Genomic DNA, 25,964 nt, shown 5'->3' with positions numbered 1-25,964 from the left:
CATTTAGGCCTTGGCTGCACGATACGCTGCCACGTACTGGGCCGCCTTCTTGGCTACAAGGCTGTAATCGCGCTGCTTAACCGCTTCAGTCGTCAGATCCGATCCGATGCCCACGGCAACCGCCCCGGCTTTGATCCACTCGCCCAGATTGTCGAGTGATACCCCACCCGTCGGCATGACGTTCGCCTGCGGCAGAGGCCCCTTGATCGCTTTGATCATACTCGGCGAATACAGGTTGCCAGGGAACAGCTTCACCACATCCACACCCAGCTCCAGCGCACGCTGAATCTCCTGGATGGTCATGACGCCCGGCATTACAGGCACACGGTACCGGTTGCAGAGGGTTATGGTATCCGGATTAAGGGAAGGCCCAACGACGAACTCAGACCCGCTCAGGATGGCCGCACGGGCCGTTTCGGGATCGAGCACCGTACCTACACCGATGATCGCATAACGCGAAGGATCGTCAGTCGTACTCGAATATTTCTTAGCCAGCTTCTCAATCGCCTGCAGAGCGAAGGGAACGGTCATCGTGACTTCAATGACCTTGATGCCCCCTTCAATCGCCTGTTCGGCCATCTCAACGACTTCGTCCGGCGTGTCGCCGCGCAGTACCGCCACGACCCCTTCATTGACAATCTTTTGTACGAGCTGCAGTTTTTTCATTGGTTGTGTCCTCCCCCTACCGTTCCACGTGCTTGACGTTGTTGAGGAATGCTTCTACCTGCTCCCAGGTAGGAATGCCTTCCCAATCGCCTTCCATCTGAACCACCATACACCCGATCAGATTGCCGAGACGCACCGCTTCGACATGCGTGTAACCCTTAAGCAGGCCCACGAAAAATCCCGCGCAGAACCCGTCTCCGGCGCCTACCGTATCCACAACGCGGTCCGCCTTAAAGTACGGTACGGCCGATACCTCTCCGTTCTCGACAACGTAGGTTTCGTCCTCTCCGCCTTTGACGATGGATATCGCTTTCAGCTCGGAGAGCTTCGCCACAATCTCATCGAAGCTCTCCGTCTGATAGAGCAGCTTCAGCTCATCCAGACCCGGCAGGAAGTAATCCGCTTCCTGGGCCAGCTCCAGCAGCACGCCTCTTGCTTCCTCGATTGACCACAGCTTCAGACGAAGGTTCGGGTCAAAGCAGATCTTGACTCCGTGCTTCTTGGCCAGACGGATCGCTTCCCGGAGGGTAGCCCGGCAGGACTCGCTCAGAGCCGCCGTAATGCCCGTGACATGCAGATACTTCGCTTGGGCAATATAATCCTCATCGAGATGCTCCGGACGCAGCAGACTGGCTGCAGAGCCCTTGCGGTAATAGTAGACGGAGGTCTTGCCGGATACGACTTCGCGCAGCATGAGCCCCGTCGGTGCTTCCGTGGTAAGTTCCGTACGGGAGACGTCCACACCTTCCCCGCGGATCTTCTTGAGAATCATCCGGCCGAACGGGTCCTTGCCGAGCCGGCTGAACCAGCCGGCCCGGTGCCCGAGACGGGATACGCCGATGGCCACGTTGCTCTCCGCACCGCCGAACAGCCCCTGGAAGCTGCTCGAATACTCGATTCCCTTGGAACCCTCCGGCATAATCAGTGCCATGGTCTCTCCGAAGGTGATAATCTCCGGACGGAACATTTGGTGTTCTTGGGTTTGTCCGCTCTCTGCCATTAGCGTGCCATCCATCCGCCGTCCACGGCAAGCACGTGGCCGTTCATGTAATCCGATGCTGCGGAAGCCAGGAAGATGACTGGCCCCTGCAGGTCTTCCGTCGTGCCCCAGCGTGCTGCCGGAATACGAACGAGAATCTGGGAGCTGCGCTCTTCATCGGCGCGAAGAGCAGCGGTATTGTCCGTGGACATATAGCCTGGTGCAATCGCATTCACTTGAACGCCTTTGCTGGCCCACTCGTTCGCCAGAGCCTTGGTAACGCCTGCAATCGCATGCTTCGACGCCGTATAGCCGGGAACGTTAATCCCGCCCTGGAAGCTCAGCAGGGATGCGATGTTGATGATTTTACCGGAGCCCTGTTTGATCATCTCGCGGCCCACGAGCTGGCAGAGGAAGAACGCCGAGTTCAGGTTCAGATTGAGCACATCGTGCCAGTCCTGCGCCCCATGCTCTGCAGCCGGTGTCCGGCGGATGATCCCGGAGTTGTTGACGAGAATGTCGATCTTGCCGAAAACGGACAGGGCCTCTTCCACGACGCCCTTCAGCGCCTGCTCGTCCATGAGATTGGCTACGATCGTATGTACTTTACGGCCCATGGCCTCAATCTCCTGTTGAACTTCACGCGAACGGTCGTTGCTTGTAACGATGACAATATCCGCGCCTGCCTTGGCCAATCCAAGCGAAATGCCCCCACCCAGACCAACGGCACCGCCGGTTACCAAAGCGACTTTTCCGGTCAGATCAAACAAATTCATCTCTACACCCCATTTAAACGTTTTAAGTCTGTTCGCACACGTTTGCGAAGACTTCTCCCTATCATTATATGACATCCGCCGACATTCTGCCATACTCCCCCGCCTCAAATCTACCTTTTTCCAAACATTCCATAGTAGATATGATACGTGGCCGGAATCCCTTCTCCCCCATAGGCCCGGCTGTACGCTTCCGTCATCAGCTCTATTCTCTTCCGGGCCATGGAGAAGCCCGCTCTTCCATCCTGTACGCTGTTGCCGGCCCCTACGCGCTTCACACTGTCGAGAAAAGACCGAACGTTATCGAACCGCTGGATCACCCTTTCTTCGTCCCAATCCAGTTCCCAAGCGCTCTCACCGCAAGGAAGCAGCAGCCTCTGCCATTCTTCCCGGTCTGCGAACTGCTGCCCGCTGGCCTGATGAGGAATTCCAAGACGGATTTCGGCCTGCCGGAAAGCACCATGCAGCTCTCGGAACGTCTCGGGGCCGAAGGTGGCAAAGGCCAGCAGTCCTTCCTGCCGGATTCGCCCGAGCCAGCTGGTCAGAGTCTTCTGCGTGTCTGTAAACCATTGAAAAGCGGCACTTGAGACGACCAGATCAAATCCCGAGAATCGTTCCGGAGTGCAAAATGGCGACATCAACAGGGTCTCCGCGTCTGCTGCGAGGACCGTAAGACGCTCCCCTGCCCAAGGGGCGCAGCGAAGCCTTGTTACCTCCGCCATCTTTGGTGAGAGGTCGATCGCCGTCACTTCCGCTTCCGGATACGCTTGCAGCAGCTTTTGGGTCAGCTGGCCGGTGCCGCACCCGATCTCGACGATTCGACCTACATGGGGCCCTCTTCTCCTCTCGAGCAGGCGGCTCATCAATTCATCCGTCATCCGGCGCTGAACCTCCGCATACAGGTCGTATTCGTGGGCATGCCGGTCAAAATGACGCCGAACCCTCTTCTTATCGATACTCCAGGTATTCATGAAGAAACTCCTTTATGCGTTGGTAGAACTCCGGCGTCCTCTCGAGAAAAGGCAGATGCCCTGTACGGGGAAAGACAGCCTTCTGCCAGCCTTCCCCTGTATCAGGAACCGCTCCAATGGGACAGATGCCGTCTTCCTCCCCTTGGAGCCACAGCAGGTGCAGCGCCCCGCTCTTCAGCGCAGGTGTCAGAATCTCCACCCAAGCCCTCTGCAGGTCTTCTTCGATCAGATAACTCAGGCCGGCATACAGCCCCTCCCTGGAAAAGTCGGTCGTCCCCCAGGACGCCTTCACCTGATCCACCAGCCTTGTGTCGTGCATCCTTCCTGTGAGCATGGCTTCGGCGAACTGCTCGATCACAGCCCATGGCTCCGCCTCTGCCTTAGCCCTCATCCGTTCCACAATGCGCCGCGGCCATCCGTAAGTTCGATCAGGGTGGGTGAAGCTGAGGGTGGTGCCCGCAAGTATAACTAACGGCATTCCACCTCGCATACTCCCGGTAAACTGCCTGCCGGACCGCAGTTCATCCGCCAGACACCGGAGCAGCAGCATCCCTCCCAGCGACCACCCCACAACCGCATCCGGCTTCTCTTCCGACAGGCGGCTGTGAAGATGCCGTACCATTTGTTCACCTGTACTGCACCCCTCATAGGTAAAATAACTGTGCCTCCATCCGGGTAGAAGGGCCTCCGGCTGTCCTATCGGCTCAGCTATATCTGTACCTATGGCATGGGGCCAGATGTTCGGACTCATCCCCCATCCGTGGACCCAGAGGATGCTCGGTTTAATCTGCGGCAGGGTCATCCTTCTTCACGTCCTATCCGAATAATGCGTTCCATAGCCCACTGCAGGTCTTCATCCGAATGGGTGGCCATCAGGCTGAAGCGGATCCTAGCCGTCCCTTCCGGCACGGTAGGAGGCCTGATGGCCACGGCGGCGATCCCTTCCTGCTGCAGCTTCTCACTGACTTTCAGCGCCTTCTCATTGCTGCCCAGTACCAGCGGTACAATGTGGCACTCACTTCCTCCGGTATCGAATCCGGCCTCCTGCAGCCTTTGCCGGAACAACGCTGCCTTTCTCTGCAGTTCCGCTCTCCGTACACGGTGGCCTTTAACCGACTGCCAGCTGCGGTACACGGCAGAGATCACTGCCGGAGGAAGGGCAGTCGTAAAAATCAAGCTGCGCGCCTTGTTCGTCAGGTATTCCTTCAACAGCGCATCGCCGGCTATGTATGATCCATAGGCGCCGTAAGCCTTGCTGAAGGTCCCCATCTGGATCTCCACCCGGTCGGTTAGCCTCAAGCTGTGGATCAGCCCTTGGCCTTCTTCACTGTAAAGCCCGCCGCTGTGCGCCTCATCCACCATGAGCATGGCCCCGTACCGATCCTTGAGCTCGACCAGCTCCCGAAGCGGTGCGATACTGCCGTCCATGCTGAAGATCGAATCGGTGACGATCAGCTTCCTGGCTCCTGCGGGTGCCTTCTTGAGCTGGGCTTCCAAACGGTCGAGGTCCCGGTGAGGATAGCGGCGGCATTCCGCCCTGCTGAGTACGATGCCGTCCATAATACTCGCATGATTGAGGCGGTCGCTGAAAATGCAGTCCGAGCGCCCCACTAGCGCGGGGATCACACCGATGTTCGCCATATACCCGCTGGATAAGAGCAGGCAGCTTTCCGTTCCTTTGAAACGGGCAAACTCTTGTTCCAGCCTCGTGCACAGCGGATGATTTCCGGTCACAAGCCTTGACGCCCCCGCCCCCATGCCCGCTGAAGCTGTCTCCAGCCCCGGAGCGGCCCAAGCGCAATCCATGCCGAGGTACTGGTTGGATGCCAGGTTGAGCATTCGCTGCCCTGAGCGGATGACCCATCCATCAGGCTGAGGCTCCGAGTCCGTGATCGAACGAAACTGTTGCCGCTCCCGCAGGGACTCCAGTTCCTTATGCATCCACTGCAGCTGCTGTCGACTCACTCGCTCTCTTAGAGGGCACAAAGCTCAATCTCAAAGCCCATATCTTCGATCATCTGGTGATCGGCCGTTGCTTCCTGTCCTTCGGTCGTCAGATAGTCTCCTACGAACACCGAATTCGCTGCATACAGCGCAAGAGCCTGCATCGACCGCAGATTGACTTCCCTGCCGCCGGCGACCCTGATTTCTTTGGTCGGGCAGATCAGTCTCATCAGCGCCAGTACCTTCAGACAATGCCGCGGGTCCAGATCCCGCCGATTCTCCAGAGGAGTGCCCGGGATGGAGTTTAAAAAGTTAACCGGGATCGAATCCGCATCCAGTTCGCGCAGCGCGTAAGCCATCTCGACGATCTCCTCGTTCGTCTCTCCCATGCCGATGATACAGCCGGAACAAGGAGACATACCCGCTGCTTTTGCTTTCTCTAGCGTTTCCACCCTGTCGTCATAGGTATGGGTTGTTGTGATATTGCCGAAGTTCGCTTTGCTCGTATTGAGGTTGTGATTGTAGCGGTCCACACCGGCTTCTTTTAATTTGACGGCCTGCTCCTCACTAAGAATGCCGAGACAGGCGCAAATTTTCATCGGCATGGTTGATTTGATCTCTTTGACCGCCTCCACCACTTGGTCGAGCTCACGCCCGGTTGGCCCCCGCCCGCTGGCCACAATACAATATGTACCTACTTTCAGCTCCATCGCTTTGCGCGCCCCGTCTACCAGCGTTTCCTTCTCCAGCAGAGGGTACTTGGTAATGGCAGCCTTGGAGACAATCGACTGGGAGCAGTACCCGCAGTCCTCGGGACACAAACCGCTCTTGGCATTGATAATTAGGTTCAGCTTGACCTTCTTACCGTAATAATGACGCCTCACTTGAAATGCGGCATCCATAATTCGCAGCAGTTCTTCATCCGGCGCCTCCAGCAGATCAAGGCTCTCTCTCATCGTCAAGCGTTCACCCTGTATCGCTTTCTCCGCCAGCTCGCTCCAGTTGGTATATGTGGTAACCATTCATTCCAGCTCCTTTGCTTATCCTATGGAATCCTTATGATTAAAAAAAGCTCATGATCTCGTCCATACGAATCCGGCTCTCCACGATCTCGATCCATTGATCCCTCCAGGCCTCCCATTCTTCCATGGAGACCGGCTCCTCCTCCAGCTGCGGGAATACTCCCAGAACCGGGACGGAGCCAAACTGTTCGATCATCTCGATCGTCTCGCTTAATGCCAGATCGTCATCCCCGGGGTATCCGTTCAGCAGTACACCTGCGATTCGGAGTCCCCGTTGTCTTGCCGCCTCAATGGTGAGCAGGGTATGGTTGACCGTACCGAGCCGGGTTCTTGCGACAATCAGCAGCGGCAGCCCCATGGCCGCTGCCAGATCGGCAACCGTGTACCGCTCCGTAAGAGGAACAAGCAGTCCACCAGCTCCTTCCACCAATAACCGTGGATACGATGCCAGCTTTCGTTCTCCTTCGGCGAGGAGTTCCTCCCACGGTATCAGGGTTCCTGCACGCCGGGCTGCCATCCAGGGAGCCAGCGGGGCCTTCAGGGAATACGTTACAGTCTCCTCCTCGGTTTGTTCGATTCCGCTGCCTCTCAGCAGCCTGAAGCTATCCGCCCTTGGGTCTCCCGGCTGGGAACCGGATTGAATGGGTTTCCAGAGGTGTAGAGGGTTGGACAGCACAGTACCCTGGCCGGCATTATGCAGGGAAATGCGCCTGGCTGCAGCTGCAGCCAAGACCGAGGTAACCCAGGTCTTGCCCACCTCCGTATCGGTTCCCGTAATAAAAAGCCCTTTGCCCATGCGGTTATCACTCCAATACGTTAACCAAGTTAAAGAAATTCAGGTTAACAATTAACTTGGTTCGATTCTACCCGAAGTTCGCAGAACGGGCAAGCACAATTTTCCACCAGCCCCGGGATTAATAGCACTTTGAAAACACAAAAAAACCTTCTACGTTACACGTAGAAGGTTGAATATTCATGAAAAGCGTCCCAGGAGGGATTCGAACCCCCGACAACTCGCTTAGAAGGCGAGTGCTCTATCCAACTGAGCTACTGGGACATGGAGCGGGTGATGGGAATCGAACCCACGCTACCAGCTTGGAAGGCTGGAGTTCTACCATTGAACTACACCCGCATGAGTTAAAGAAAACTGATGGTCGGGACGACACGATTTGAACATGCGACCCCCTGGTCCCAAACCAGGTGCTCTACCAAGCTGAGCTACGTCCCGTTAATTGATGCCGGTAGAGGGACTCGAACCCCCACGGTTTCCCTCACGATTTTGAGTCGCGCGCGTCTGCCAATTCCGCCATACCGGCATGTATGTTACGGAGATGGGATTATGGAGCGGAAGACGGGAATCGAACCCGCGACCCTCGCCTTGGCAAGGCGATGCTCTACCGCTGAGCCACTTCCGCATAATAACATAAAATCTTGTACTGCGCCAGATGAAAATGATGGAGCGGAAGACGGGAATCGAACCCGCGACCCTCGCCTTGGCAAGGCGATGCTCTACCGCTGAGCCACTTCCGCAAGTGGTAAGAATAACATGGTGAGCCATGTAGGACTCGAACCTACGACACCCTGATTAAAAGTCAGGTGCTCTACCGACTGAGCTAATGGCTCTAATATGGCTGGGGATCTAGGATTCGAACCTAGGCATGACGGAGTCAAAGTCCGTTGCCTTACCGCTTGGCTAATCCCCAATAGAAGAAATGGGGCGGTCGAAGGGAATTGAACCCTCGAATGCCGGATCCACAAACCGGTGCGTTAACCACTTCGCCACGACCGCCATGATACTGCTGGTGCCGTCGAGAGGAATCGAACCTCCGACCTACGCATTACGAGTGCGTTGCTCTACCGCTGAGCTACGACGGCATTTTTCATAAAAACAACACCGATTATCATAGAATCATAATAAGTTCGATGTATTGGTTTGTAAAAATGGCGGAGCCGACGGGATTCGAACCCGCGGTCTCCTGCGTGACAGGCAGGCATGTTAGGCCTCTACACCACGGCTCCACACTAAGAGATAATTGGTTGCGGGGGCAGGATTTGAACCTGCGGCCTTCGGGTTATGAGCCCGACGAGCTACCGGGCTGCTCCACCCCGCGTCAGTAAAAAGTCTTTATGGTGGAGGCTGACGGGATCGAACCGCCGACCCTCTGCTTGTAAGGCAGATGCTCTCCCAGCTGAGCTAAGCCTCCATGGGATAAAATGACCCGTAGGGGATTCGAACCCCTGTTACCTCCGTGAAAGGGAGGTGTCTTAACCCCTTGACCAACGGGCCAAACCAGTAATAAGTGCATTAATCTAAAAATAAATCTACGGAGAGAGAGGGATTCGAACCCTCGAGACGCTTGTGACGCCTACACGATTTCCAATCGTGCTCCTTCGGCCAGCTCGGACACCTCTCCAAGATATGGCTCCCCCGAACAGGACTCGAACCTGTGACAACTCGATTAACAGTCGAGTGCTCTACCAACTGAGCTATCAGGGAATACTGAGCTGTATAGTGGATCTTAAGATCCGCTTGGCGACGTTCTACTCTCCCAGGACCCTGCGGTCCAAGTACCATCGACGCTGGAAGGCTTAACGTTCGTGTTCGGGATGGGTACGCGTGGTTCCCTTCCGCCATCATCACCAAACGGTTGTTCAAGGCTTGCACCTTGAAAACTGGATATACGTTCGGTTATGTCATTTTGCGCTCCGTTGTGCTTCGCACAAAGGTCACTACCAAAATGACATATCCTCACTTGCTAGCTGAAGATCGATCTAACATCTATATTACTGCCGCCGCTTCCCTCAGGAAGCTTGTGGATAAGCCCTCGACCGATTAGTATTCGTCAGCTCCACGCGTTGCCGCGCTTCCACCCCGAACCTATCAACCTCGTCGTCTACAAGGGGTCTTACATACTGGGAAATCTCATCTTGAGGGGGGCTTCACGCTTAGATGCTTTCAGCGCTTATCCCGTCCGTACTTGGCTATCCAGCCGTGCTCCTGGCGGAACAACTGGTACACCAGCGGTACGTCCATCCCGGTCCTCTCGTACTAAGGACAGCTCCTCTCAAATTTCCTGCGCCCGCGACAGATAGGGACCGAACTGTCTCACGACGTTCTGAACCCAGCTCGCGTACCGCTTTAATGGGCGAACAGCCCAACCCTTGGGACCTACTTCAGCCCCAGGATGCGATGAGCCGACATCGAGGTGCCAAACCTCCCCGTCGATGTGGACTCTTGGGGGAGATAAGCCTGTTATCCCCAGGGTAGCTTTTATCCGTTGAGCGATGGCCCTTCCATTCGGTACCACCGGATCACTAAGCCCGACTTTCGTCCCTGCTCGACCTGTTTGTCTCGCAGTCAAGCTCCCTTATGCCTTTGCACTCTTCGAATGATTTCCAACCATTCTGAGGGAACCTTGGGGCGCCTCCGTTACGCTTTAGGAGGCGACCGCCCCAGTCAAACTGCCCACCTGACACTGTCCCCGTACCGGATCACGGTACCAGGTTAGAACTCCGATACGATCAGGGTGGTATCCCAACGGCGCCTCCACCCAAGCTGGCGCTCAGGCTTCTCAGGCTCCCACCTATCCTGTACAGATCGTACCAAAGTCCAATATCAAGCTGCAGTAAAGCTCCATGGGGTCTTTCCGTCTTGTCGCGGGTAACCTGCATCTTCACAGGTATTAAAATTTCACCGGATCTCTCGTCGAGACAGCGCCCAAGTCGTTACGCCATTCGTGCGGGTCAGAATTTACCTGACAAGGAATTTCGCTACCTTAGGACCGTTATAGTTACGGCCGCCGTTTACTGGGGCTTCGGTTCACAGCTTCGGATTGCTCCTAACCGCTCCCCTTAACCTTCCAGCACCGGGCAGGCGTCAGCCCGTATACTTCGCCTTGCGGCTTCGCACAGACCTGTGTTTTTGCTAAACAGTCGCTTGGGCCTTTTCACTGCGGCCCCCTCGGGCTATTCACCCTACCGAGGCACCCCTTCTCCCGAAGTTACGGGGTCATTTTGCCGAGTTCCTTAACGAGAGTTCTTCCGCGCGCCTTAGCATGCTCTGCTCGCCTACCTGTGTCGGTTTGCGGTACGGGCACCTTCTCCCTGGCTAGAGGCTTTTCTTGGCAGCCTGAACTCATGACCTTCGGTACTTAAATTTCCCTCCCCATCACAGCTTAGCCTTACGATGTGCGGATTTGCCTACACATCAGCCTTACTGCTTGGACGAGCATCCATCAGCTCGCGTCACTATCCTTCTGCGTCACCCCATTGCTCATAACGGTTCACGGTGGTACAGGAATTTCAACCTGTTGTCCTTCGACTACGCCTTTCGGCCTCGCCTTAGGTCCCGACTTACCCTGAGCGGACGAGCCTTCCTCAGGAACCCTTAGGCTTTCGGCGGATCAGATTCTCACTGATCTTTTCGTTACTCATACCGGCATTCTCACTTGTATGCAGTCCAGCTGTCCTCACGATCAACCTTCAACCCGCATACAACGCTCCCCTACTGCCCGGGTGCAAACAAGTTTGCACCTTGGACTCATAGCTTCGGTGGTGTGTTTAGCCCCGTTACATTTTCGGCGCAGAGTCACTCGACCAGTGAGCTATTACGCACTCTTTCAATGGTGGCTGCTTCTAAGCCAACATCCTGGTTGTCTGTGCAACTCCACATCCTTTCCCACTTAACACACACTTGGGGACCTTAGCTGATGATCTGGGCTGTTTCCCTCTTGACAATGGATCTTAGCACTCACTGTCTGACTCCCGGGCATCACGTTTGCGGCATTCAGAGTTTGACTGGACTTGGTAACCCTTGGCGGGCCCCGCACCCAATCAGTGCTTTACCTCCGCAACGCTAACCCGAGGCTAGCCCTAAAGCTATTTCGGGGAGAACCAGCTATCTCCGAGTTCGATTGGAATTTCTCCGCTACCCCCACCTCATCCCCGAATTTTTCAACATTCGTGGGTTCGGGCCTCCAGTGCGTGTTACCGCACCTTCACCCTGGACAGGGGTAGATCACACGGTTTCGGGTCTACGTCCACGTACTATGTCGCCCTATTCAGACTCGCTTTCGCTGCGGCTGCGGCTTCTCACCTTAACCTCGCACGGGAACGTAACTCGCCGGTTCATTCTACAAAAGGCACGCCATCACCCATTAACGGGCTCTGACTTCTTGTAAGCACACGGTTTCAGGTTCTTTTTCACTCCGCTCCCGCGGTTCTTTTCACCTTTCCCTCACGGTACTGCTTCACTATCGGTCACCAGGGAGTATTTAGCCTTGGCAGATGGTCCTGCCGGTTTCCCACGAGGTTTCACGTGTCTCGCGGTACTCAGGATCCGTCTAGGGTGTTCGCAGAATTTCAGTTACGGGGCTTTTACCCACTCTGGCCGGCCTTTCCAGACCTGTTCGCCTACTCTGCTTAACCCACATTGACGTCCTACAACCCCAAGGAGCAAGCTCCTTGGTTTGGGCTGTTCCGCTTTCGCTCGCCGCTACTGACGGAATCACTATTGTTTTCTTTTCCTGAGGGTACTTAGATGTTTCAGTTCCCCTCGTATGCCTCCAATGCAGCTATGTATTCACTGCATGGTACATGCGAATTACCACATGTGGGTTTCCCCATTCGGACATCCCCGGATCAAAGCCTGCTTACGGCTCCCCGAGGCATTATCGTTGTTCGCCACGTCCTTCTTCGGCTCCTGGTGCCTAGGCATCCTCCGTGTGCTCTTAATAGCTTAACCTAATCGCTATTCGAAACATTGGATGTTTCAGCTTTATTTGCTTTGTTTCGCTATCCAGTTTTCAAGGAACAAACCATGTTCACCGCCGTTTCACTGGCAGGAACGTTATCTTAGCATGGCGCCGCGGCCGATACAAGTATCAGCTTTTGACAGCCTAGCCAAGTTTGAAAGGCATTGCACCTTTCAAAACTGAACACGAGTGAGTGTCCGCAGCTCAAGGGCTGCTATAAGATTTGTCCGCCACCCTGCAGGTGACATGGACTCCATAGAAAGGAGGTGATCCAGCCGCACCTTCCGATACGGCTACCTTGTTACGACTTCACCCCAATCATCTACCCCACCTTCGACGGCTGGCCCCCTTGCGGGTTACCCCACCGGCTTCGGGTGTTGTAAACTCTCGTGGTGTGACGGGCGGTGTGTACAAGACCCGGGAACGTATTCACCGCGGCATGCTGATCCGCGATTACTAGCAATTCCGACTTCATGCAGGCGAGTTGCAGCCTGCAATCCGAACTGAGACCGGCTTCTAAGGATTCGCTCCATCTCGCGACTTCGCTTCCCGTTGTACCGGCCATTGTAGTACGTGTGTAGCCCAGGTCATAAGGGGCATGATGATTTGACGTCATCCCCACCTTCCTCCGGTTTGTCACCGGCAGTCACTCTAGAGTGCCCAACTCAATGCTGGCAACTAAAGTCAAGGGTTGCGCTCGTTGCGGGACTTAACCCAACATCTCACGACACGAGCTGACGACAACCATGCACCACCTGTCACCTCTGTCCCGAAGGAGGACCCTATCTCTAGGGCTTTCAGAGGGATGTCAAGACCTGGTAAGGTTCTTCGCGTTGCTTCGAATTAAACCACATACTCCACTGCTTGTGCGGGTCCCCGTCAATTCCTTTGAGTTTCACTCTTGCGAGCGTACTCCCCAGGCGGAGTGCTTATTGTGTTTACTTCGGCACCAAGGGTATCGAAACCCCTAACACCTAGCACTCATCGTTTACGGCGTGGACTACCAGGGTATCTAATCCTGTTTGCTCCCCACGCTTTCGCGCCTCAGCGTCAGTTACAGTCCAGAAAGCCGCCTTCGCCACTGGTGTTCCTCCACATCTCTACGCATTTCACCGCTACACGTGGAATTCCGCTTTCCTCTCCTGCACTCAAGTCTTCCAGTTTCCGGTGCGAACCGGGGTTGAGCCCCGGGCTTAAACACCAGACTTAAAAGACCGCCTGCGCGCGCTTTACGCCCAATAATTCCGGACAACGCTTGCCCCCTACGTATTACCGCGGCTGCTGGCACGTAGTTAGCCGGGGGCTTTCTTCTCAGGTACCGTCATTCGCAGAGCAGTTACTCTCCACGACATTCTTCCCTGGCAACAGAGCTTTACGATCCGAAAACCTTCATCACTCACGCGGCGTTGCTCCGTCAGGCTTGCGCCCATTGCGGAAGATTCCCTACTGCTGCCTCCCGTAGGAGTCTGGGCCGTGTCTCAGTCCCAGTGTGGCCGATCACCCTCTCAGGTCGGCTACGCATCGTCGCCTTGGTGGGCCGTTACCCCGCCAACTAGCTAATGCGCCGCAGGCCCATCCGTAAGCCACAGGTTGCCCCGTGTTTCATGATTCCGGCATGCACCGAAACCAGCTATCCGGTCTTAGCTACCGTTTCCGGTAGTTATCCCGATCTTACAGGCAGGTTGCCTACGTGTTACTCACCCGTCCGCCGCTAAGCACCGAAGTGCTCCGCTCGACTTGCATGTATTAGGCACGCCGCCAGCGTTCGTCCTGAGCCAGGATCAAACTCTCCATTAAAGAAAAGCTGATGACTCATTTGAAGCTTGGCAGAAACTCATCGCTGAGTCTCTATATTTAACACTCACTCGTTGTTCAGTTTTCAAAGGGCAATTTCTTACGACGCGTTTCGACTTGTTTTTCGTATCCGTCAAAAGCGACTTTTGTAATTTACCACAGATGCAATCTCAAATGCAAGCTTTTTTTAAAAGTTTTTTTCTTCCTTTTGGGAAGTGCATTTGCCGACCTCGCTGGCCGGAAAGACATAGTATCATGCCTAAAAATAAAATGCAAGCCCCTAAAAAGAAAAACACAAGTCGCTTGGACTTGTGTTTCTGATCTTAATACCCCGTTGCCGAAGCGGCAGCCAGTTCCTTCTGCAGTTCATCGTGGATGTGACCATTGGATGCAACGACATGCCGAACTCCCAGATGATACGGGTTGCCGAGCGTATCCGTGACTTTGCCGCCGGATTCCTCTATTAATAGAGCGCCTGCAGCCATGTCCCAGGAATTCAGCCCGATCTCGTAGAAACCACTCAGCCTGCCCGCTGCCACGTAAGCCATATGAAGAGCTGCCGAACCGGCCACCCTCATATTTCTCACTTTGGGGCTCAGAGCCTGAACCCCTCTAAGATTGGCCGGGAGGGTTCCGTCGCGGTCCGCCGGGAAGCCTGTGGCAATCAGGCTCTCGCCCAGTGTCTTCTCGGGTGAAACCTCCATCTTCCTGCCCTTCAGGTAGGCACCTTTACCTTTTTCCGCTACATACAGCTCATTGTGAATCGGATTATATACGACTCCAACGATTACTTCTCCCTTATATGCCAGTGCGATAGAAACCGAGAAAAACGGGAACCCGTGGACGAAATTCGTGGTGCCGTCCAAAGGATCGACGATCCACAAGTATTCGGCGCTGCTGGCCTCTTCCAGGGCGCGCTGCGAAGCTTCCGGTCCTGGCTCCACGCCTTCTTCACCAAGAATCGAGTGGCCCGGGAAGTGCGTCAAAATCAAGTTGCGGATCATCTTCTCCGCGCCCTTGTCTACTTCCGTCACCAGGTCCTGCGCAGAGTACTTCGTATGTAGACTAGAGAAGTCCCCAACCTTGCTTTGTATCCACTCGCCAGCCTTGGATGCCGTGTTGATAGCTACTGCGGTGAAGCTTTTGCTGCCGACGGCGAACGCCGGAATATTGGATGTGGACATAACTGATCATTCCTTTTGTGGAATTAAATGAGCCGATATCAACGTATGCATTCTAGTATAGAGAATATACGCAGGATTGGCTACGGCGTTTCGTCCAATTCCGCTTAGGTATTGTGACAAAAAAGCAAAAAGACCATCCTGTCAGTGACAGTGACGGTCTTCTGCAAGACTACACGCCAATAATATGATACCCGCTGTCCACATAAATTACTTCGCCCGTGATGCCGCGCGAAAGGTTGCTCATGAGGAACAGGGCGGTATCGCCCACTTCGGCCGCTTCGGTCGTCCGGCGCAGCGGCGCCTTCTCCTCCACCGTCTTCAGGATGGAATTGAAGTCCTTGATTCCCTTGGCCGCAAGCGTACGGATCGGACCCGCGGAGATGGCGTTCACCCGAATGTTGAACTGGCCCAAATCATTGGCCAAGTAGCGGACGCTGGCTTCCAGAGCCGCCTTCGCCACCCCCATCACATTATAATTTTTCAGGGCGCGTTCCGCCCCGAGATACGTCATGGTCATCACGCTGCCGCCCTCGGTCATCAGCGGATACAGCTTTTGGGCTACCGCAACAAGAGAGTAGGCACTGATGTCATGCGCGAGGGCAAACCCGTCGCGGGAAGTATTCACGAACATCCCCTCGAGTTCTTCCGTCCGCGCAAAAGCAATGCTGTGTACAATGCCGTGAAGAACGCCGAACTGCTCCCGCAGGTTCTCGGCCAGACGATCGATATCCGCGTCATCCGTTACGTTGCAGGGGAGAATTGATGCTCCCTCAATGGTGCCGGCCAGCTTGCGTACCCGCTCCTCCACCCGCTCGTTCTCATAAGTAAATACCAGTCTTGCGCCCTGAGCCGCCAAAGACTGGGCGATCGCCCAAGCGATACTGCGGTCGTTAGCCACGCCCATTACCACGATATTCTTTCCGGCAACCAAACTCATATCCTTACGTCCCCCTGTCGCTTATAGGCTCGTACCCTTTGCTTACCTCAAGGTAACGTATTTTGCCAGAAGATTCAAGAGAACTTTGGACCGGTCCCCAGCCATATTCATCCGGGGCCTAGATTTCAAACGACGCCTGAGAGAGCATGGTAATATTCGGCTCCTTCTTAAGATCCTCGGCCAACTGAATAAGGGAGCCGTCCTTCATCTTGGCCTCCAGCATGACGTCCAGTCTCGGTGTAAGCGGAGCGACGGCACGCACAAAATCCATAAACACGCCGGTCTCTATATAATCGGCATGCCCTCTGGGGTCGCTCTCGCTTTTGGGGCTGGAGACATGAATCTTGGGCGGCAGATCGCGCGGAGAACCGCTTCCGTCCTCCTGCTCCTTCTGACCCTTCCAGGTCTGTAGAATCCTTGGCCACAGCTCCGCTGCCGGTACCTCTCCCGGATTGACCGCATCATGATGTATATCGAGCACCATCGGCACACCCGCCTCTTCGCAGATCTCCAACGTCTCGAGGGCATTGAAGGTTTTATCGTCGTTCTCCAGTGTCATCCGCTCGCGGATCCTCTCGGGCAGGGCGCCGAACTGTTCCAGGAACCGGGCCCGGGCGGAGTCCTTATTGCCGTAAGTTCCGCCGACGTGGATATTGCATTTGGCCGACGCATCCAGCCCCATGGCTTCGAGCATCCTTACATGCCTGTCCAGATCGGCTCTGGAACTCCGGAGAACGTCCTCCCTCGGAGTACTGAACACGGTAAAATGATCGGGATGAAAGGAAAGCCTCATCCGATTGTCCTTGGCATATTGGCCGAGCTCGGCAAAATCACCCGACAGCCGTTCGATCGGATCCCAGTCCCCCAATCCCTCATGCCCCAAAAGCGGAATCAGCTTGGAGGAGATGCGGTACATTTCGATATCATAGGCCCGGTTATGCTTCAGAAGGCGCTGCGTATTGCGGATATTCTCCGAGGCAATCCTTTCCAGCTTGCGGATCGCGGCTTCCCGGTCCCCGAGCTTTTCGAAATGGGTATAGGTCATCGTCTTGGAAGGCGAAGCGTTCTTCACCATGACCGACATGGCTACGTAACCCAAACGGACTATCACACCTTCACGCTCCCCACTTGGTCCAGTTGTATGGATCTAGGATACCCGATCCGGCCCTTCTCCATAAACCGCCCTCGCAGCAGGGCGGCTGACCCAGCAGACACCAATAAAAAGAGCAGCCCTCCCCGCTACTGAACAGCCCCCCGTCAAGTAGACAGTACAAAAAATAAAAATCTTAAGCGGCCTTGGTCCTGTATTCCATTGGACTGAGGCCGTTTAGTTTTGCTTGTAATCGTTCGTTATTGTAAAAATCGATGTAAGCCAGAATGTCTCTCTCAAGCTCCTCAAAGGTTTGGTAAGTGTGTAGATAATACTTCTCGCATTTTAAGGTCCCCCAGAAGGATTCCATCGGCCCGTTATCGATACACCGCCCAACCCGGGACATACTTTGAGTCAGTTCGTTATCGTCCAAAAGCTTTTTGAAGTCAAGTGAAGTGTATTGAAATCCTCTGTCACTATGAAGCATTGGTTTGCTTCCTGGAGCTGCTTGCAAGGCTTGCTTCAACGTCTCGAAAACAAGTGGGTTGTTGTTGGAATGCCCCACTACTCTGGAGACGATGGATTTATCATGAAGATCGAGAATCGCGCTTAAATACGCTTTCTGACCGTTGCCGTATTTAAATTCTGTTACATCCGTTACCCATTTCTCATTGGGTTCAGCTGCTTGGAAATTACGATTCAGCACATTCTCGGCCACGTGCTGGGGAGTAGAATGAGGGTATTTCTTTCTCTTCCTGCGGATGACCGACTGGATTCCCTTGACTTTCATCAGCCGGTACACGCGTTTATGGTTAATCGTCTGTCCGGTTTCCTTGCGCATGTGGAGTGTTAATTGGCGGTACCCAAAGGTTTTCTCTACTTTTTCATATATGGACATCATCATCTTTGTCAGCCGCTCATTCTCCTGCTCACGAGAGCTGGGTTTGCGGTTTAACCATTTGTAATAGCTTGAGCGTGCAACTCCTGCGACTTCACACAGAAGTTGAATGCTGATCGACTCCTCTTCCTGAAGCGCTTGGATGGCAAGGTAGACGTTCTCTTGGCGATATTGGCTTAGCTTCGCCTCCTTTGGATTTCCCGTAACTTTTTTAGAAATGCATTCTCCGCCCGAAGCCTCTCCATTTCGTATTCCATCTTCTTCATCTCGAGCTTCTGGCGATCTGCCTCCGTCATCTCTTCCGGCGCCTTCTTTCGCCCCCGGCCATCCTTTAAAGCATCCGCACCGCCGGCTTCGAATTTCTTCACCCATTGATATACTTGCTGGTAGGAGACCTGAAACTGGCCAGCTGTCTTATGATAGTCATGCTGATGTGCCAGGCAATAGTGGACGATATCGATCCTCTCATCCCACGTAGTAGAGCGACCCTTTGTCATAGCTTGTGCTTCCCCTTTGTAGGCTTTTAAGCTGCTATGACCATTATACTTCTTAATCCAGTTAGAAAGCTGCGTTGTACTTGAGATCCTGTATTTGTCGATGATCCGGTATTTTGACAATCCACCCTCTACATAATCTTTCACCGCTTGAAGCTTCAGCTCAGCGCTGTAACTTCGATTGCGAGTACTTCTTTCCAGTCCTTCATACCCATATAGCTTATAACGACGCTGCCATTTCATTAAAGTTGTTTTATTCATACCGTATCTTTTGGTTGCAGCGATAAAACCAATTTTTCCACTTGAAACTTCTTCAAGGATAGCAAGTTTCTCCGTAGCACAGTATTTTTCTTTAGACATGAAAAAGCTCCCCTTACAGTAACAGGTTTTTTATTATTTCACCTGTCTACCGTATGGGGAGCGTATCATACAGGGTGAACTGCTCTTTGGCGTGCGATTCTTTACGAGCTTGATCGTTAACGCCGCTTGTCATTAAGAGTACAAAGCTATTCCTGCTCCCCGAAAAACATCTCGTGAGCCAAAGCTGTCTGGATCCGCGCTTCTTCCTCCGTCAGCCGGCGCACCAGCTCCATCTCCACCTGGGTGACTTCTTCCCCTTGGAAGTTGATCTCCGCAATGGAAGCCAGAATCTTGACGATGGCGATCGCCTGGTTGCCCGGCGTGTAGGCAATAACCTTCTGTCCGGCGGGAAACACGCGAAAACCGCTTTTGACCATTTTGCCGCGGCCGTATTCAAGCAGCTCGTACAGCTCCTGCTCGGATTTGAATTTGCAGACGGAATTAAATTCGGTTTGGAATCCCATGGACCGGTCGCTCCTCTCGATTAGGCATACCCCGTTAACCCTAGCATAAGGGATGCCGCCAAACGAAGCAAGCCGCAGCAGAAGCGGCGGCTTGCGGGCAAAGCTATGTCAGGTCAAAGGAATACTGCAGGCGCTGCTTCTCCTCATGACGCTGGATCGCCAGACGGACCAGATCGTCGAGAAGCTCGCTGTAAGGCTTGCCGGACTCTCTCCAGAGCAGCGGATACATACTGAATGGAGTAAAGCCGGGCATCGTATTGATTTCATTAATGTAGATTTCGCCGTTGTCCTTGCGCAGGAAGAAGTCCACACGGGACAAACCGGTGCCGTCAATCGATTGGAACGCACGGACCGCCAGATCACGAATCCGGGAAGCCTGCTCGGAATCAATCTCCGCAGGAATAATCATCGAGGACTTGCCGTCGATATACTTGGCCTTATAGTCGTAGAATTCGCCGGATGAAACAATCTCCCCGACCACCGAAGCCTGAGGCTCGTCATTGCCGAGCACAGCCACTTCCAGCTCCCGGGCATCGATGAACTCTTCCACAATGACCTTGCGGTCGTAGCGGAACGCTTCCGCAATGGCCGACAGAAGCTCATCGCGGTTGCGCGCCTTGTTGATCCCGACACTGGAGCCCAGGTTCGCCGGTTTGACAAAGCACGGATAGCCGATGGCCACTTCAATTTCCATAATAAAGAACGCGTTGTCCTTCTCCCACTGGCTTTTCGTGAAATGGCGGAATACGCACTGCGGAAGACCTTCCTGGGCAAATACCTTTTTCATCATGACCTTATCCATGCCGACGGCGGAGGCCAGAACGCCCGTTCCGACATACGCGATATTGGCCATCTCCAAAAGACCCTGAACGGTTCCGTCTTCACCGAAGGTGCCGTGAAGCAGCGGAAGCACTACATCAAGCGGTCCGGCAGCGGCTCCGCTCTCAGACCCGGAAACCGCCGGGTTACCGGAAGCCTTGGCCGCAGCGGATGAACCGAACAGCGGCTGAAGGGCAAACGTGCCGGTTTCGTTCGAAGAAGAAGCCGACCCGAAGGTGAGGGCATCCACCGAATCTGCGGGTGCCGTAAGCTGGGGGCCGGAGCGCCAGTCTCCCTCTTTGGTTATGTAAAAAGGCTGAACCTCATATTTGCTCAAGTCAAGTGCCTTGGTAACGGCAAGAGCGGTCTGGAGAGACACTTCATGTTCTCCGGATTTGCCTCCGTATATCAGGCCTACGCGAATTTTGCTCATAAGTACCCTCCGGTTAATGAAGTCTGTCGTCCCTGAGATCAGAAAGAAGAAAAGCAGTGCATGGGCCCGCCCGAATTAGCGAACCCTACCTACGGTAAAGGGATGGCTCACCCATCGTCATCATAATGCATCCGAAATATGTATGAAGCGGTACTGTGTCCGCGTCGTCCATGCATGGGAATCTCTGTAATCCCAGTATCGGCGCCGTGAGCTGACCGTGTGTGCGTTGACCAGCGGCATCCCGTTCGCATCCTTGGCCGTGACGATCGTGCTGTGCTGAAACCTGCCGTCCCCGTCCCAGTCATAGGCAATGACGTCGCCCGGCTCCAGCTCACCCGCGGAAACAACCTCCTGTCCGCGAAGCCCGCTGCGGCTCGTTCGGAGGTAAAACTGCAAACTCTCCGCCACCGCCCAGGAAAAGCTCCACAGTTCCTGGCCGCCGAGCCTGCCTTTGTACCACCAGCCCGCATCCCTTCTATCAGTATAGTTCATCGGTGCCCCCCCTGCAAAGAGGCATTGGGAGATGTAGCTGGTGCAGTCTACTTCAAATGCGATATAGGCCGGGTTGTTTCCGTCCCACCATTTGTCGGCGTACCGCACCGCTTCCCCGCGGTTGTAGGAGCGGCGTGAGGCGGTACCGGCAAGCGGAGCCACCCCCGGTCCGAGCAGGGGTACGGAAGGAGCACGCATCAGACCCACATGTTCGAACTCGTCATCGGCTTCGAGCAGCGCGCCCGGATGGGCCGTCTTCAGCCGGAGTCTCTGCTCCCCCAGAAGCGGCTCAACCCGCTGAATCGTCCACGCTTCGCCGTCCGGAGACGGCGCCAGGCAGATCCGTTCCTGTTCGACCCGCTGTTCCTCGTAAGCTTCAAGCCCGATCTGCCCGACGGCGATCCGCTTCAGCACACAGTCGGCGGCAATCCCGTTTTTGTAAGGGACGGTCTGTCTGATGGAGAGCCGGGTCTCGGTTTTGACGGGCAGCAGGCCTCTCTCCCGATCACTGTCGAGACGCCGGGCCAGTCTGGACCGCTCGGCCGACAGATACGCTTCATCGCTTACAAACGGCAGCATCGGTTCTACGGAATGCTCAATGTCCATCCGGTTGCGGTGATGTACATAGTCGTAGAGAGTCGTTCTCCAGCTCAACGGCTTGCAGCCCCTTTCGATAAGTGAGGTAAGCACCCGAACGGACGAGCTCATGCGCGGAAAACAGGCGGGCGGCGTTAGTCCCATCGTATGCGCGGAGAGTCGCAAAAATGAACGAATTCGACCTTTACGAAAATGGGACTCCCATTGTATACTAAGGGTAAGCTAATTTTGAAATCGTGTTTCACTTAGTGAAACGAGGGCAAAGCAGCTGATTCATAACCTGAAGGAGGAAAAGGCTACCATGTCTAACCAAGACCAATTCTCGGTCCGCAAACAGCTGGAAGTAGGCGGCAAAACCTACAACTACTACAGCCTGCAGGCGTTCCAGGAACAAGGCAGCGACATTTCCAATCTGCCTTTCTCGATCAAAGTTCTTCTCGAGGCGGCTCTCCGCCAATTCGACGGCAAAGCGATTACGGAAGAGCATGTGAAGCAAATCGCGAGCTGGGCTTCCGACCGCGACCCGAATAAAGAAATTCCGTTCATTCCCGCACGTATCGTGCTCCAGGACTTCACTGGCGTACCGGTTGTAGTTGACCTGGCCGCCATGAGAGATACAATGAAGCGCGCCGGCGGAGACCCGAAGCGCATCAACCCGCTCGTTCCGGTCGACCTTGTTATCGACCACTCCGTCATGGTGGATGCATTCGGCTCCAAAGACGCTCTCGAGTTCAACGAGAAAATCGAGTTCGAGCGCAACGAAGAGCGCTACCGCTTCCTGCGCTGGGCTCAAACCGCATTCGATAACTTCCGTGCCGTACCGCCGGACACAGGGATCGTTCACCAGGTCAACCTGGAGTACCTCGCATCCGTTGCGGCAACCCGCACCATTAACGGCGAAGAATTCGTATTCCCGGATTCTCTCGTAGGTACGGACTCCCACACGACGATGATCAACGGTCTCGGTATCGTAGGCTGGGGCGTCGGCGGAATCGAGGCGGAAGCCGGCATGCTCGGTCAACCGCTCTACTTCGTAACTCCAGAAGTTATCGGCTTCAAACTGACAGGCACTCTGTCCGAAGGCGCTACGGCAACGGACCTGGCTCTGACGGTTACCCAAATGCTCCGTAAAAAAGGCGTTGTCGGCAAATTCGTCGAGTTCTACGGCCCGGGCCTCAGCAACATCTCCCTGGCGGACCGTGCGACTGTAGCCAACATGGCTCCGGGAATACGGTGCAACGATCGGTTTCTTCCCGGTTGACCAGGAATCCCTGTACTTCCTCCGCAACACGGGCCGCAGCGAAGAGCAGATCGCTCTCGTGGAAGCTTACTATAAAGAGCAGGGCCTGTTCCGTACCAACGATACGCCGGATCCGGTATTCAGCGACGTGCTGGAGCTCGACCTCGGTTCCGTTGTACCAAGCTTGGCCGGTCCTAAGCGTCCTCAAGACCGTGTAGAGCTGACGAACATGAAGGAATCGTTCAACAGCATCATCCGCACACCGATCGACAAAGGCGGCTACGGCCTCTCCGATGAGAAGATCGCCGAAGTGGTGGATGTTCCTCATGTGAACGGTGAAGTGAGCAAGATGGGCACAGGAGCGGTTGTTATCGCAGCGATCACTTCCTGTACGAATACTTCGAACCCAAGCGTAATGCTCGGTGCAGGTCTCGTGGCGAAGAAAGCCGTTGCCCGCGGTCTGCGCAAGCCAGGCTACGTGAAGAGCTCCCTGACGCCAGGCTCCCTGGTCGTAACGGAGTATCTGCGCAAAGCCGGACTTCTCGAGTCCCTCGAAGCCCTTGGCTTCCACGTGGCAGGCTACGGCTGCGCAACGTGCATCGGGAACTCCGGTCCGCTGCCTGAAGAAGTGTCCCGTGCCATTGCCGACAACGATATGACGGTCGCGGCCGTGCTGTCCGGTAACCGGAACTTCGAAGGCCGCGTTCACGCTCAGGTGAAAGCCAACTACCTGGCATCGCCTCCGCTCGTCGTCGCTTACGCGCTGGCCGGCACCGTGAACATTGACCTCGCGAACGATCCGATCGGCTATGACCAGAAGAACGAGCCTGTCTACCTGAAGGACATCTGGCCTACGGCTCAAGAGATCGCCGAAGCGTTCACGCAGGGCATGAGTGCGGACCTGTACCGCGAGAAGTACGCGAACGTGTTCCGTTCCAACGAGCGCTTCAACGCGATCAACGTACCGGAAGGCGAGCTGTACGAGTGGGACGACAACTCCACGTACATCGCCAACCCGCCGTTCTTCGAGAACCTCGGTTCGGAACTCAACGACATCGCCGATATCCGCGGCGCCAAAACGCTGCTCCTGCTCGGCGATTCCGTTACAACGGACCACATCTCGCCTGCAGGTAACATCAAGCCGGATTCCCCAGCGGGTAAATTCCTTATGGAGCACGGCGTGAAGAAAGAAGACTTCAACTCCTACGGTTCCCGCCGCGGTAACCACGACGTGATGATGCGCGGTACCTTCGCGAACATCCGGATCCGTAACCAAGTGGCTCCGGGCACTGAGGGCGGCGTAACGACTTACCTGCCAACCGGCGAAGTCATGTCCGTATACGATGCTTCCATGAAGTATCAAGAGCAGGGCACGAACCTGGTCGTTATCGCAGGTAAAGAGTACGGCACCGGCTCCTCCCGTGACTGGGCGGCCAAAGGTACGTTCCTCCTCGGCGTCAAAGCCGTTATCGCCGAAAGCTTCGAGCGGATTCACCGTTCCAACCTCGTCGGCATGGGCGTTCTGCCGCTGCAGTTCCAGGAAGGCCAAGGCTGGAGCACGCTCGGCCTGACCGGTACCGAAACGTTCGATATCGTAGGTCTGAGCAACGATGTTCAGCCGGGTCAAAAAGTAACGGTCAACGTAACCCGCGAAGACGGAACAAGCTTCTCCTTCGAAGTTATCGCCCGTCTCGACAGCTATGTGGATGTAGACTACTACCGTAACGGCGGTATTCTGCAAACCGTGCTTCGCCAGATCATGGCGTAAGCATCCCGCTGGCCGGCAAGCTGACCATCAAGTTACACCAAAAAGCCTTGGGCTTCTCTCCTTCCGGAGAGAGGGCCCTAAGGCTTTTTTTGACATACATATAGAAAAATTCGGGAATGGGCGGCAGCCTGAAAGGAGGGGTTCCGCTGCAGACCCCCTTGCAAGAAGGGGCTGCGGCAGAAACCGATGCTGCGGCTCAGCGCAGCATCTTCCCCATCCGCCGGGCCGCATCCATGAGCAGCGGCGCGTGCTCTTTCATCAGCTCCACCGTCAGCCGGTTGGAGGGGCCGGACACCGCGAGCGCGGCGACCAGCTTCTCCGCCCGGTCGAAGACGGGGACGGAGACGGCGGCGGCGCCGGGCTCGCGTTCTTCGACGCTGGTAGCGTAGCCCAGCGAGCGTACCTCCGCCAGCTGCTGCTCGTAAGCGGCGGGGTCTGAAGCGGGCGGCCAGGCCGGGTCCGCCAGCAGCGCCTGCTGCTCCGCGGGATCGGCAAAGGCCACGAGCACTTTGCTCGAGGCGCCGACATAGAGCGGCAGCCGGGCTCCGATCGGGGCGACGCGGCGGATGGCCTGATTGCTCTGCACGGCCTGCACGCGCACGCGTTCGAGGCCGTCGCGCACATAGAGCGAGACCGTCTCCCCCAGCTGGTCGCGCAGCCGCTCCAGCTCAGGCAGCAGGATGACGGCAGGGTCGTCGCTGTGGGTCAGATTCGCGGACAGCTCCCAGATCCGGAAACCGAGCCGGTACCGCTCTGTAGCCGGATGGCGGATGATGAAGCCCTTGCCTTCAAGCGAGGCGAGCAGCCGATGGACCGTGCTCTTGTGCAGACCTACCCGGGCCGAGATCTCCGTCAGGCTCAAATCCTCCGCCTCCGTGAAGCAGAGCAGAATATCGAGAGCCCGCTCCACCGCACGAACCGTTAATTTGCCATCTTCCATTCCTTTCACCCCCCGAAATATCGTTTCACTGGTTGAAATCTATTATAGCCCATTTTGGCTGATATTCCTATATCGTTTCCTCCCGCATCCCCCTATACCCGCATCGGGAATTGTCCCAAACCGGCGTATGTTACGGCAAGATTACAGGAGGCTTACAATTTTCGACGAACATTGACGGGAACGCCCTCGTCCCTTTACTATAGAAATAGAAGTAAATTATCTGATTATTCAGCTTATATGCAAGATAAACGGCTTCACCGTCCTTCGAGGACAATGAGCGCGTTTTAGAAATATAAGATGACCGAATCGAGCCCTGGTGAGATAAAGCTTCTTAATTATTTTAAAG

The 25,964-nt window shown here is 55.2% G+C and carries 17 protein-coding genes, 16 tRNA genes, 3 rRNA genes and 1 pseudogene; 2 read left to right on the top strand and 35 right to left on the bottom strand.

Annotated features, from left to right (window positions below):
• Window positions 1-3: 3 nt before the first annotated feature.
• Entirely contained in the window at window positions 4-666 is a 663-nt protein-coding gene (locus tag PM3016_RS02715; protein WP_013914351.1) for a bifunctional 2-keto-4-hydroxyglutarate aldolase/2-keto-3-deoxy-6-phosphogluconate aldolase, read from the bottom strand.
• 16 nt (window positions 667-682) lie between these two features.
• A complete protein-coding gene (locus PM3016_RS02710; RefSeq protein ID WP_420798952.1) occupies window positions 683-1,633 on the bottom strand; it encodes a sugar kinase in 951 nt (316 codons plus the stop codon).
• On the opposite strand from PM3016_RS02710, the gene PM3016_RS41265 reads away from it, so the two are divergent.
• A complete protein-coding gene (locus tag PM3016_RS41265; RefSeq protein ID WP_413783322.1) occupies window positions 1,569-1,745 on the top strand; it encodes a 4Fe-4S binding protein in 177 nt (58 codons plus the stop codon). The genes PM3016_RS02710 and PM3016_RS41265 overlap by 65 nt on opposite strands.
• Here the strand turns inward: PM3016_RS41265 and kduD are convergent.
• From kduD to PM3016_RS02545, 32 genes are all read right to left on the bottom strand, one after another.
• Window positions 1,666-2,421, bottom strand: a complete 756-nt coding sequence (gene kduD / locus PM3016_RS02705) for a 2-dehydro-3-deoxy-D-gluconate 5-dehydrogenase KduD (protein ID WP_013914349.1) — start codon at window positions 2,419-2,421, stop codon at window positions 1,666-1,668. The genes PM3016_RS41265 and kduD overlap by 80 nt on opposite strands.
• A 110-nt stretch (window positions 2,422-2,531) precedes the next feature.
• Window positions 2,532-3,389, bottom strand: coding sequence for a malonyl-ACP O-methyltransferase BioC (gene bioC, locus PM3016_RS02700; RefSeq protein ID WP_014368337.1), 858 nt, complete (start codon window positions 3,387-3,389; stop codon window positions 2,532-2,534).
• Window positions 3,367-4,191, bottom strand: a complete 825-nt coding sequence (locus PM3016_RS02695) for an alpha/beta fold hydrolase (protein WP_014368336.1) — start codon at window positions 4,189-4,191, stop codon at window positions 3,367-3,369. Before PM3016_RS02695 ends, bioC begins: the two co-directional genes overlap by 23 nt.
• Window positions 4,188-5,354 (bottom strand): 8-amino-7-oxononanoate synthase, encoded by a 1,167-nt coding sequence (bioF, locus tag PM3016_RS02690; protein ID WP_081484296.1) that lies wholly within the window; start codon window positions 5,352-5,354, stop codon window positions 4,188-4,190. Before bioF ends, PM3016_RS02695 begins: the two co-directional genes overlap by 4 nt.
• Before the next feature lie 8 nt (window positions 5,355-5,362).
• Entirely contained in the window at window positions 5,363-6,355 is a 993-nt protein-coding gene (gene bioB, locus PM3016_RS02685; RefSeq protein WP_014368334.1) for a biotin synthase BioB, read from the bottom strand.
• Between the two features lie 40 nt (window positions 6,356-6,395).
• Window positions 6,396-7,151 (bottom strand): dethiobiotin synthase, encoded by a 756-nt coding sequence (bioD, locus tag PM3016_RS02680; protein WP_014368333.1) that lies wholly within the window; start codon window positions 7,149-7,151, stop codon window positions 6,396-6,398.
• Window positions 7,152-7,338: 187 nt separating this feature from the next.
• Window positions 7,339-7,412 (bottom strand) — tRNA-Arg (locus PM3016_RS02675).
• Between the two features lies 1 nt (window position 7,413).
• Window positions 7,414-7,487 (bottom strand) — tRNA-Gly (locus tag PM3016_RS02670).
• Window positions 7,488-7,506: 19 nt separating this feature from the next.
• Window positions 7,507-7,583 (bottom strand) — tRNA-Pro (locus tag PM3016_RS02665).
• An 8-nt stretch (window positions 7,584-7,591) separates the two neighbouring features.
• A tRNA-Leu gene (locus tag PM3016_RS02660) sits at window positions 7,592-7,671 on the bottom strand.
• Window positions 7,672-7,695: 24 nt separating this feature from the next.
• Window positions 7,696-7,770, bottom strand: a tRNA-Gly gene (locus tag PM3016_RS02655).
• 40 nt (window positions 7,771-7,810) lie between these two features.
• Window positions 7,811-7,885 (bottom strand) — tRNA-Gly (locus tag PM3016_RS02650).
• 17 nt (window positions 7,886-7,902) lie between these two features.
• A tRNA-Lys gene (locus PM3016_RS02645) sits at window positions 7,903-7,978 on the bottom strand.
• Between the two features lie 5 nt (window positions 7,979-7,983).
• Window positions 7,984-8,058 (bottom strand) — tRNA-Gln (locus PM3016_RS02640).
• Window positions 8,059-8,068: 10 nt separating this feature from the next.
• Window positions 8,069-8,144, bottom strand: a tRNA-His gene (locus tag PM3016_RS02635).
• Window positions 8,145-8,155: 11 nt separating this feature from the next.
• Window positions 8,156-8,230: transfer RNA gene (locus PM3016_RS02630), tRNA-Thr, on the bottom strand.
• 67 nt (window positions 8,231-8,297) lie between these two features.
• Window positions 8,298-8,374, bottom strand: a tRNA-Asp gene (locus PM3016_RS02625).
• Window positions 8,375-8,389: 15 nt separating this feature from the next.
• A tRNA-Met gene (locus tag PM3016_RS02620) sits at window positions 8,390-8,466 on the bottom strand.
• A gap of 17 nt (window positions 8,467-8,483) precedes the next feature.
• A tRNA-Val gene (locus PM3016_RS02615) sits at window positions 8,484-8,559 on the bottom strand.
• A gap of 11 nt (window positions 8,560-8,570) precedes the next feature.
• Window positions 8,571-8,642: transfer RNA gene (locus tag PM3016_RS02610), tRNA-Glu, on the bottom strand.
• A gap of 38 nt (window positions 8,643-8,680) precedes the next feature.
• Window positions 8,681-8,769, bottom strand: a tRNA-Ser gene (locus PM3016_RS02605).
• 10 nt (window positions 8,770-8,779) lie between these two features.
• A tRNA-Asn gene (locus PM3016_RS02600) sits at window positions 8,780-8,852 on the bottom strand.
• A 31-nt stretch (window positions 8,853-8,883) separates the two neighbouring features.
• Window positions 8,884-9,000: ribosomal RNA gene (gene rrf / locus PM3016_RS02595) — 5S ribosomal RNA — on the bottom strand.
• Between the two features lie 168 nt (window positions 9,001-9,168).
• Window positions 9,169-12,098, bottom strand: a 23S ribosomal RNA gene (locus PM3016_RS02590).
• 269 nt (window positions 12,099-12,367) lie between these two features.
• Window positions 12,368-13,905: ribosomal RNA gene (locus PM3016_RS02585) — 16S ribosomal RNA — on the bottom strand.
• The 16S, 23S and 5S rRNA genes sit together here with 16 tRNA genes alongside, the layout of an rRNA operon.
• 320 nt (window positions 13,906-14,225) lie before the next feature.
• Entirely contained in the window at window positions 14,226-15,086 is an 861-nt protein-coding gene (locus PM3016_RS02580; protein WP_013914343.1) for an inositol monophosphatase family protein, read from the bottom strand.
• A 169-nt stretch (window positions 15,087-15,255) separates the two neighbouring features.
• On the bottom strand, window positions 15,256-16,023 hold the full coding sequence (fabI, locus tag PM3016_RS02575; RefSeq protein ID WP_013914342.1) for an enoyl-ACP reductase FabI: 768 nt from the start codon (window positions 16,021-16,023) through the stop codon (window positions 15,256-15,258).
• Between the two features lie 118 nt (window positions 16,024-16,141).
• On the bottom strand, window positions 16,142-17,134 hold the full coding sequence (uvsE, locus tag PM3016_RS02570) for a UV DNA damage repair endonuclease UvsE (protein ID WP_014368332.1): 993 nt from the start codon (window positions 17,132-17,134) through the stop codon (window positions 16,142-16,144).
• Window positions 17,135-17,309: 175 nt separating this feature from the next.
• A protein-coding gene (locus PM3016_RS41260; protein WP_420798945.1) for an IS3 family transposase occupies window positions 17,310-18,865 on the bottom strand; the annotation gives its coding sequence in 2 pieces (ribosomal slippage) (window positions 17,310-18,214 and window positions 18,214-18,865; 1,557 coding nt in all).
• Between the two features lie 146 nt (window positions 18,866-19,011).
• Window positions 19,012-19,329, bottom strand: coding sequence for a hypothetical protein (locus tag PM3016_RS02555; RefSeq protein WP_013914340.1), 318 nt, complete (start codon window positions 19,327-19,329; stop codon window positions 19,012-19,014).
• Window positions 19,330-19,432: 103 nt separating this feature from the next.
• Window positions 19,433-20,581, bottom strand: a complete 1,149-nt coding sequence (locus tag PM3016_RS02550; RefSeq protein WP_014368329.1) for a D-alanine--D-alanine ligase — start codon at window positions 20,579-20,581, stop codon at window positions 19,433-19,435.
• Window positions 20,582-20,701: 120 nt separating this feature from the next.
• Window positions 20,702-21,727, bottom strand: a complete 1,026-nt coding sequence (locus PM3016_RS02545; RefSeq protein WP_013914338.1) for an amidase domain-containing protein — start codon at window positions 21,725-21,727, stop codon at window positions 20,702-20,704.
• Window positions 21,728-21,971: 244 nt separating this feature from the next.
• On the opposite strand from PM3016_RS02545, the pseudogene acnA reads away from it, so the two are divergent.
• Window positions 21,972-24,678: pseudogene (gene acnA / locus PM3016_RS02540) on the top strand (aconitate hydratase AcnA).
• Window positions 24,679-24,874: 196 nt separating this feature from the next.
• Here the strand turns inward: acnA and PM3016_RS02535 are convergent.
• Window positions 24,875-25,618 (bottom strand): IclR family transcriptional regulator, encoded by a 744-nt coding sequence (locus PM3016_RS02535; RefSeq protein ID WP_013914336.1) that lies wholly within the window; start codon window positions 25,616-25,618, stop codon window positions 24,875-24,877.
• Window positions 25,619-25,964: the final 346 nt, after the last annotated feature.

This window comes from Paenibacillus mucilaginosus 3016 (assembly GCF_000250655.1).
GTDB classification, from domain to species: Bacteria; Bacillota; Bacilli; order Paenibacillales; family NBRC-103111; genus Paenibacillus_G; species Paenibacillus_G mucilaginosus.
The sequence above is the reverse complement of the archived record's forward strand: the minus strand, read 5'-3'. Positions and strand labels throughout refer to the sequence as shown.